Source organism: Acidaminococcus sp. CAG:542, from assembly GCF_000437815.1.
Lineage (GTDB): Bacteria > Bacillota > Negativicutes > Acidaminococcales > Acidaminococcaceae > Acidaminococcus.
This window is the reverse complement of record NZ_FR902093.1, coordinates 234-1,452: the sequence shown is the minus strand read 5'-3', so window position 1 is coordinate 1,452 and position 1,219 is coordinate 234. Positions and strand designations below refer to the sequence as shown.

Here is a 1,219-nt window from a genome sequence, read left to right as displayed (position 1 = left end):
TACAATGGCCCGTTTGGTGTTCATGTTGTACATGTTCTTGGACCAGTTTTCAATGGTGGAATAGGTCAGGGTGGCGTCATCCCCGATGAACAGTTCCACCGCCCCGGCGTGGAGGTTGGCCACGTTGTACTTGGGGGCGGAGCAGCCTTCGATGAAATGGACCTTGGCGCCCTTTTCCACAATGATCATGGTATGTTCGAACTGACCGGCTCCCGGTGCGTTCAGCCGGAAATAGCTCTGGAGGGGAATGGACACGTCCACCCCTTCCGGCACGTACACAAAGGATCCGCCGGACCATACTGCCCCATGGAGGGCGGCGAACTTGTGGTCCGTGGGAGGAATCAGCTTCATGAAATGCTTCCGGACAATGTCTTCATATTTTTTCACAGCCGTATCGAAGTCGGTGTAGATGACACCCTGCTTTACCAGTTCGTCCTGGATGCTGTGGTACACCACTTCGGAGTCATACTGGGCTCCCACCCCGGCCAGGGAGGTCTTTTCCGCTTCCGGGATTCCCAGACGGTCAAAGGTGTCCTTGATGTCTTCCGGCAGATCGTTCCAGTTGGCACTCATCCGGGCATTGGGGCGTACGTAAGTGACGATGTTGGCCATATCCAGGCCGCTGATGTCCGGACCCCATTCCGGGTAGGGGATCTGATAGTACAGATCCAGGGATTTCAGACGGGCATCCAGCATCCACTTGGGTTCATTCTTCTTGGAAGAAATCTCCCGGACCACATCAGGAGTCAGGCCGGCTTCCGTCTTGTATTCGTGGTTGGAGTCCTTCTTGAAATCATACATATTGCTGAAATCCGTCAGGGCGTCAATGGTCTTCCGTTCCTTCTGGAGTTTCTGTTCGTCAGCCGCGGTTTCCCGGGCCAGCGTATCTTTTTTCTCTTCCGTCATTCTGCTCACCCGCCTGTTATTTCTTGTAAGCGTCGTAGCCGTTGGCTTCGATTTCCCCGATCAGGGAAGCATCGCCGGTCTTGACGATCCGGCCGTTGATCAGCACATGGACCACATCCGGATGGAGCTTCTGGAGGATTTCGCTGTGGTGGGTGATGATCAACAGGGAGTTGTTTTCGTCATGATACTTGTTTACAGCCTGGGAAACGATCCGTACCGCATCCACGTCCAGACCGGAGTCGATTTCATCCAGCAGGGTCAGTTTCGGTTCCAGCATGCACATCTGGAGAATTTCATTTTTCTTCCGTTCCCC

General features: G+C 54.1%; 1 protein-coding gene and 1 pseudogene. Both read right to left on the bottom strand.

Going from position 1 to position 1,219, the window contains the following annotated elements:
• Window positions 1–801: Fe-S cluster assembly protein SufB (gene sufB, locus QVO43_RS08455; protein ID WP_441293928.1), on the bottom strand; the 801-nt coding region annotated here is incomplete at its 3' end.
• 121 nt (window positions 802–922) lie between these two features.
• Window positions 923–1,219, bottom strand: a pseudogene (locus QVO43_RS08450) (Fe-S cluster assembly ATPase SufC); the annotation flags it as partial.